This is a genomic window from Halorubrum tibetense, assembly GCF_042661865.1.
Classification (GTDB): domain Archaea; phylum Halobacteriota; class Halobacteria; order Halobacteriales; family Haloferacaceae; genus Halorubrum; species Halorubrum tibetense.
Map to the genome: position 1 here is coordinate 1 of NZ_JBHSWW010000125.1, position 6,774 is coordinate 6,774.

General features: G+C 68.1%; 7 protein-coding genes. 3 read left to right on the plus strand and 4 right to left on the minus strand.

Annotation, left to right across the window (positions count from 1 at the left end; translation table 11 throughout):
* Nucleotides 1–28: 28 nt before the first annotated feature.
* Both ACFQEU_RS09310 and serB read right to left on the minus strand, forming a co-directional pair.
* Entirely contained in the window at nucleotides 29–811 is a 783-nt protein-coding gene (locus tag ACFQEU_RS09310; protein ID WP_379781465.1) for a lycopene cyclase domain-containing protein, read from the minus strand.
* A 94-nt stretch (nucleotides 812–905) separates the two neighbouring features.
* Complete coding sequence (serB, locus tag ACFQEU_RS09315; protein ID WP_379781467.1) at nucleotides 906–1,553, minus strand: phosphoserine phosphatase SerB; 648 nt, start codon at nucleotides 1,551–1,553, stop codon at nucleotides 906–908.
* Between the two features lie 182 nt (nucleotides 1,554–1,735).
* Here serB and ACFQEU_RS09320 point away from each other — a divergent pair, with 182 nt between their 5' ends.
* Nucleotides 1,736–2,281 carry a 2'-5' RNA ligase family protein gene (locus ACFQEU_RS09320; RefSeq protein WP_379781469.1) on the plus strand — a complete coding sequence of 182 codons (546 nt, stop codon included), beginning with the start codon at nucleotides 1,736–1,738 and terminating at the stop codon, nucleotides 2,279–2,281.
* A 28-nt stretch (nucleotides 2,282–2,309) separates the two neighbouring features.
* Here ACFQEU_RS09320 and ACFQEU_RS09325 read toward each other — a convergent pair whose 3' ends face one another.
* Nucleotides 2,310–3,704, minus strand: coding sequence for a cytochrome P450 (locus ACFQEU_RS09325; protein WP_379781471.1), 1,395 nt, complete (start codon nucleotides 3,702–3,704; stop codon nucleotides 2,310–2,312).
* Between the two features lie 79 nt (nucleotides 3,705–3,783).
* Here ACFQEU_RS09325 and ACFQEU_RS09330 point away from each other — a divergent pair, with 79 nt between their 5' ends.
* Nucleotides 3,784–4,248, plus strand: coding sequence for a hypothetical protein (locus ACFQEU_RS09330; protein ID WP_379781473.1), 465 nt, complete (start codon nucleotides 3,784–3,786; stop codon nucleotides 4,246–4,248).
* 18 nt (nucleotides 4,249–4,266) lie between these two features.
* Here the strand turns inward: ACFQEU_RS09330 and ACFQEU_RS09335 are convergent, their stop codons facing one another.
* On the minus strand, nucleotides 4,267–5,886 hold the full coding sequence (locus tag ACFQEU_RS09335; RefSeq protein WP_379781475.1) for a methyl-accepting chemotaxis protein: 1,620 nt from the start codon (nucleotides 5,884–5,886) through the stop codon (nucleotides 4,267–4,269).
* Between the two features lie 126 nt (nucleotides 5,887–6,012).
* Between ACFQEU_RS09335 and ACFQEU_RS09340 the strand changes: the two genes are divergently transcribed.
* Nucleotides 6,013–6,774, plus strand: a 762-nt coding sequence (locus ACFQEU_RS09340) for a UvrB/UvrC motif-containing protein (protein ID WP_379781477.1), incomplete at its 3' end; no start/stop codon positions are given.

Below are 6,774 nucleotides of genomic sequence, written 5' to 3' on the forward strand. Positions count from 1 at the left end.
CGTCACCGTCCCCGCGGAGGCGGCGGCGTCAGTCATCGGCGGGGTCGAGCGCGTCGAGCGGCGACCCCTCGGCGGCCGCCCGGCGGTCATTCCAGTCGAGCACCCACTCGAACAGGACGAGCCCGTTGATCGTCATCAGGCTCGCCGACGCGAAAAAGAGCATCTCCTCTATCGGGAGCCCGAGCACGGCGACCCCGGTCGTGTACGTGTCGGAGATGATCCACGTTCCCATCTCGATGGCGATCCGGTCGACGACCCAGAAGTAGAGGGAGGGAACGAGCGTCGCGGTCAGCCACACCTCGGGGGTTCGGATCAGGTAGCCGCCGCCGACGCTCCACTGGAGCGCGAGCACCGGCCCGACCCAGGCGATCAGCCCGCCGAGATAGAGGAACGAGTCCCCGAGCGACACGAGCCAGAGCCCGACGACGACCATCGAGAGCCCGACGAGGACCCCCGCAACCCTCGGTTTCCGGTCGAAGTCACCCTCGCGGAACGTCGGGTCGAACCCGAGCCGGTGGAGGACGAACGCGACGATGAGCGTCTGGATCGCGAAGTAGAGGTACTCCCCGAGCGGTATCGACAGCGCCCGAACGAGCACCGCCCCGTCGCCGTACCACCACGCGCCGCGGCGGATCATATAGCTGATCCACGGCGTCGTGTACGCGTACGCGATGGCGACGAGGATCGCGATCCCGATGGTCGCACGGCGACGGCGGCGGGCGTCGTACCGCGGAGCGACGTACCACAGGACCGCGAGAAGCGGGAAACTGAAGACGAGGTGGAACTGCAGGTAAGTCAGGGTTGGGATCATCCGGACACCCCTGCGAGTACGGCCATACCTCGCCCTTCGATCCGGTCCCGAATAAGGATTTACGAGTCGGGCGAACGGCCGACCCGCGGACGAGTTATCTGTTGGTTGATACCACACCGTGTGCTTCCAGTACCTTTCCGAGCCGGTACATCGAGGCGACGACGGCGTCACAGACCGGTCGGACCGCGTCCTTCGGGACGAATCCGACGGCGAGCCCGGCGACCTCCAACATCGGCAGGTCGTTCGCACCGTCGCCAACCGCGACCGTCGACGCCATGGGGACGCCGAGGTCGTCGGCGAGCCCCTCCAGAACGTCGTCCTTCGTCCCCTCGATGAGCGGCCCCTCTGCCTCGCCGGTAAGTTCGCCGTTCGCGACCGGAAGCCGGTTGGCGACGATCGTGTCGACCGCGACGCCCTCGCGTTCCAGTGCGCGCTCGACGCCCCGTTCGAACCCGCCCGTGAGCACCGCGACGTGGTGGCCGTCCTCGCGTAGGCGGCGGATGAGTCGAGCCGCACCCGGTCGGATGCGGACCGCGCCGAACGCCTCCTCGGCGGCCTCCGCCGACAGCCCGCCGAGCAGCTCGGCCCGGCGATACAGGCTCTCCGCGTAGCTGATCTCGTCGTTCATCGCCTGCTCGGTGATCTCGGCGACTTCGTCGGCGACGCCCGCGCGCTCCGCGAGCAGGACCGTCATCTCGGAGTCCGAGAGCGTGCCGTCGAAGTCGAACGCGATGAGGCTCATACCCGGCGTTCGTCGCGGGAGGGTTTGTAACCGCGTGATCGCACGACACGACCCACGGCTTCCGGTGGAGGTCGATCCGGGTCATGTGGGTGACACGCACACCGGCTTCGAAGGCCGTCCGTCCGCGTCCCGGCAACACACGCCGACGTAATCAAGGGACTGCGACCCGATCCGACGAACACGTGTTCAGCCTCAACGTTCCGCTACCGCCCGCTGTGGGTCGGCTCGCGGCCGATCTCTACCCGAAACTTTCGGGTTTCGATCGCGTTCGTGACCGGCACACACTCGTCTGCAAGCGGTTCGGCGTCGACGACATCGGTGGGAGCGCGCCCGATCGACTGCGCCCGCCGAAGTCCGAAGCGGTCGAGACGCTACGCCGCGACCTCGGCGGGCTGCTGTCGGGGACCGTTCCGTTCGAGGTGGCGGTAACCGGGGTCGACGCCTTCGAGACCCCCACGTCAGGTGCCGGACCGGTCGTCTACCTCGTCGTCGAGAGCGACGAGCTCGTCCGACTGCATCGACGTCTGTGTGCCGCCTACGACGCGATCGATGGGATCGAGGGCGACGAGTACGTTCCGCACGTCACGCTGGCGCGGGGCGGGGATCCGGGCCGGAGGGCGCTCCATCGGCTGATCGGGACCGATATCGAGCCGATTCGGTGGCGCGTACACGCGCTCGACCTGTACGACGCCGAGTTCCGGGAAGTCGCCGGGACGGTCACGCTCTGAGCGTGGACCCCTGGGTCGGATCGACGACCTACCGCTCCCGTAGCCGCATCGGCACCGGGTGGTTCGGGTGCATCGTCAGCGAACCGCGAAGCGAGAGTTCCGGGCCCTCGTACTCGAGGGCGTACTCGGAGCAGACGGACGCGAGGATGAGCTTCGCTTCCAGCAGCGAGAACGCCTTGCCGATACAGTGGCGGGGGCCGCCGCCGAACGGGAAGTACGAGAACCGTGGACGGGCGCTCCGCCGCTCCGGGAGCCACCGGTCCGGATCGAACGTGTCGGGGTCGTCGTACCACCGGGAGGACCGGTGGACGACCCACTGTGAACACATCAGCGCGGACCCTTCGGGGATCCGATAGCCGTCGATCTTCACGTCGAGCTTCGGCTCGCGGAACAGCAGGTACACCGGCGGGTACAGCCGCATCGCCTCGTTGAGGACGCGCTCCGTGTACGCCATCTCCCTGACATCGGCGGCGGTCGGCGGCCCGTCCGCGGTCGCGGCGTCGACCTCGCGTTCGACCCGCTTGCGGGCCTCGGGGTGTCGCGAGAGGAGGTAGAACGTGTACGTCAACGCGAGCGCGGTCGTGTCGTGACCGGCCAGCAGCATCGTCACCATCTCGTCCCGAAGGTTCTCGTTCGTCTGCTCGCCACGGTCACGGGCGCGCAACAGCACCGAGAGGAGGTCCATCGGGACGTCCCCGTCGGGATCGCCGGGTGGCCCGGCGACCGCCGTCCCGTTGGGGCCCGCAGGGTCGGCCGCCGGATCGCGTTCGGTCCCCTGTCGGCGCTCGACGATGCCGTCGATCACGTCCTCCAGCGTCCGCACGGCCTCGTCGAACGCGCGGTTCTCGCGGGTGGGGACCCAGTTCGGGATCAGGAAGCGCCGGGGGTCGGGCTCGAACCGCGCGCCGAGCGGTTCGAGGTTCTCCTGAACCGTCGCCACCTCCTCGTCGGTGACGTCCGCGCCGAACATCGCCGAGACGATGATCCGAACGGTGAGCCGAGCGACCTCCAGTTGGATGTCGATCACGTCGTCCGGCTCCCACTCGGCGAGGTGCGACTCGGTGTGGCCGACCATCGTTCCAGTGAGCGCACCGATACGCCGGGTGTGAAACGACGGGTTCGCGAGCGTCCGCTGTTTGCGCCACGTCTCCCCCTCGCTCAACAGGAGTCCGTCGCCGAGCAGTCGCGTCATCGCGTCGTCGCCGAACTGGGGTTTCCGGTACCGCTCCGCCTCGGAGACGAGCACGCGCTCGATGTCGGCGGGGTTGGTGAGCAGGTACGTCTCGCGCGGACCGAGATCGAACCGGACCACGTCGCCGTAGCTGTCGGCGCAGGCACGCATGAACGTGAACGGGTCGTCAGCGAACTGTCGGCCGTTGCCGAACAGGGGGTCGCCGATGGGTCCGGGCGGCGTAACGGACATACGATTTCTGGGGGTTGAGCGTGGTTAAACGTTCGGCGGGGAGAGAAAGAATGATAGGTAATAAATATATATTGCGGGTATGAATGGGCGATATCTCGCCCGACTCCGCCCCCATCTCGTCGGAACGAAGCGGCCGAGACGCCACCTCGCCGCCGGCGTCGCGGTGCTCGTGGTGATCGCGACGACCGGATTCCTGCTCGGAGTCGACGCGGCGCTCTCGCTCGGCTGGATCGCGGTTGTTTTCGGTATTGCGGTCGCGGGCGGTACGTGGGGAGCGGGGTTCATCCTGACGGCCGTCACACTGTGGCTCGTCGGGTTCTGGTGGACGGCGTTTCCGCCGCTCGCTGGCTACCTTACCGGTGGATGGGCTCCCGTGTCTCGATACACCTACCCGCGGACGCTCGATTACGCCGCCGTCTCCGCGCGGGCGGAGCTGGTCGGCGGGATCGAGCAGGGCGTCCGAATCGGCCTCCTGTTCGCAGTGGTTCTCGGAGCGTCGGGATACCTCATCGGGGTCGGCATATCGCGACTGCGGCTGCGGTGAGTCCTCGGATCGGGGTCGTCACTCACGAGTGTCGAGTCGCTCGACCCGCGCGATCAGCTCGTCGACGGCCGCCTCCTGGTCGTCCGTGGCGTCCACGATCCGCGTGGTCGCCACCTCCGTCCGGTCGGAGCGCTCACGAACGGACTCGAGCGTCGCCGTGAGCTCCTCGACGGTCGCCGCCTGGTCGTCCGTGGTCCGCGCGACCTCGGCGACGCCGTCGGCCGCCTCGTCGACCGCGTCCGCGATCGCTTCGAGGGAATCGAGCACCGTCTCGATCTCGTCGCCCGCGTCCTCGATCCGCTCGTGGGAGCGCTCGACCGCCGTCGACGTCTCCGTCGACTGTGCCTGGAGCTCGTCGAGGCTCTCCGTGATCGCCTCGGTGTGTCCCCGCGTCTCGTCGGCGAGCTTCTTTACCTCCTCGGCAACCACCGCGAAGCCGTCTCCGCCGTCACCGGCTCGTGCGGCCTCGATGTTGGCGTTGAGCGCGAGCAGGTTCGTTTGTTCGGCGACATCGGAGATCACCTCGATCACCGCTTCGATGTCGTCCATCCGATCCGACAGCGCGCCGACGCTGTCGACCAGCTCGTCGCCGATCTCGATCACGTCCTCGGTCGCCTCCCGTGCGTCGCCGCTCGCGTCGAGCCCGTCCTCCGCGGCCTCGCGTGCCGCCGACGCCGCGGTGTCGACCTGGTCGGCGGTGGCAGCGACCTCCTCCATTCCCGCCGAGAAGGACTGCATTTCCGAGACACCCTCGGACAACAGCTCGTTCTGCTCGTCGACGTTTTCGGCGATCGTCTCGGCCGCCTCGCTCGCCTCGTCCACCGTGGCGTCGATCTCGCGAGCCTGCGCGTGGACGCTGGCGGAGAGGTCATCGAGGTTCTCCGCCATCCGGTTGACGACGCTGATGACCCGCAACAGGTCGTCGTCGAGGACCTCACACTCCTCGTGACGGACCGCACGAGCGTCGAGATCCCCATCGCCGATCGCCTCCGCAGTCTCCCGGATCTCCGTGACGAGCTTCGAGGTGGCATCGCGCTGGATGACGTTCTCGGTACGGTCGACGACGACCTCCGTGACGCCGACGAGTCCGCCGTCGTCGTCGTACAGCGGCGTCGCCGTGAACTCGATGTGTTTCTCTTCGCCGTGTCGATCGGTCATGGTGCTGGCGTCTCGATACCGCCGACGAGCGCCGCCACGGCGTTCGACGTCGTACACCTCGTCCGCGTCGTCCGGCGCGTCGAGAACCTTGTCGGCGAGGGTGCCCGTCCGCCGACCGTCCGGGTAGAACAGCTCGGAGACGTGTGAGTGACCGATCGCCTCCCCGCGATCGACGCCCGTGAGCGCCGCCATCGGCTCGTTCCACTCCGCGACGGTACCCTCGCAGTCGATGACAAACGTCGGAACGCTGATCGCGTCGAACACCTGCTCGAAGCCCGCGCCGGCGAGCGTCGCCGCGCGGTTGACCCCCCTCTCGTCAGCGACGACATGTGCCGCGCGGTCGGGATCGCCCGCGTCCGGGGCGCTGGCCGAGGCGTCACTCTCCAACGGGTCGTCGACGACGACGCCGCCGTCCGGGACCGACCGCGAGCCCCGTTCCCGTCCGAGCGCGCGACGAATGACCGCTCGAAGTCCCAGCATTGTTGGCTAACCGTCACCGGATCGGATATATAAACGGTCGTCCTCAGGAATCAGTGCTGATAAATTGGGGCACGGCTGGTCCGCCGCCCGCAGCGTTCAAACGCGTCGAACGGATAGATAGAATCGATGGACGCCGAGGCGGTTCGGACGCGTGCGAACGACCTACCTCCGGAGCCGGGGGTGTACCAGTTCCGCGACGGCGAGACGACGCTGTACGTCGGGAAGGCGGTCGACCTCCGCGACCGCGTCAGGTCGTACACGGACCCTCGATCCGGTCGGATCCGCGGGATGGTCGAGCGCGCCGACCGGATCGAGTTCGCCGTCACCGACACGGAGACACAGGCGCTGTTGTTGGAGGCCAACCAGATCAAACGGCTCCAGCCGCGGTACAACGTCCGACTGAAGGACGACAAGTCGTATCCGCTGGTCGCGTTCACCGACCACGAGGTCCCGCGGATCGAGGTCACGCGGGACCCCGAGGAGGGTTCGGTCGCGTACGGGCCGTTCACGAACAAGGGGCGTGTCGACGCCGTCGTGAAGGCGATCCGTGACGAGCACCGGCTCCGCGGCTGTTCGGACCACAAGTACGCGAACCGCGAGCGCCCGTGTCTCGACTACGAGATGGGGATCTGTTCCGCGCCCTGTACGGGAGAGATAGCGACGGAGGCCTACGCGGAGGACGTGGCGGCGGCTCGGCGGTTCTTCGAGGGCGAGACAGGGGTGCTCGCCGATCCGCTCCGGCGGCGGATGGAAACCGCCGCGGAGAACGCGGAGTTCGAGCGGGCCGCGAACCTCCGTGACCGGCTGGCGGCCGTCGAGGCGTTCCACGGCGACGGCGGCGAGGCCGTGAGTGACCGGCGGGACGACCGGACCGTGGACGTGCTCGCG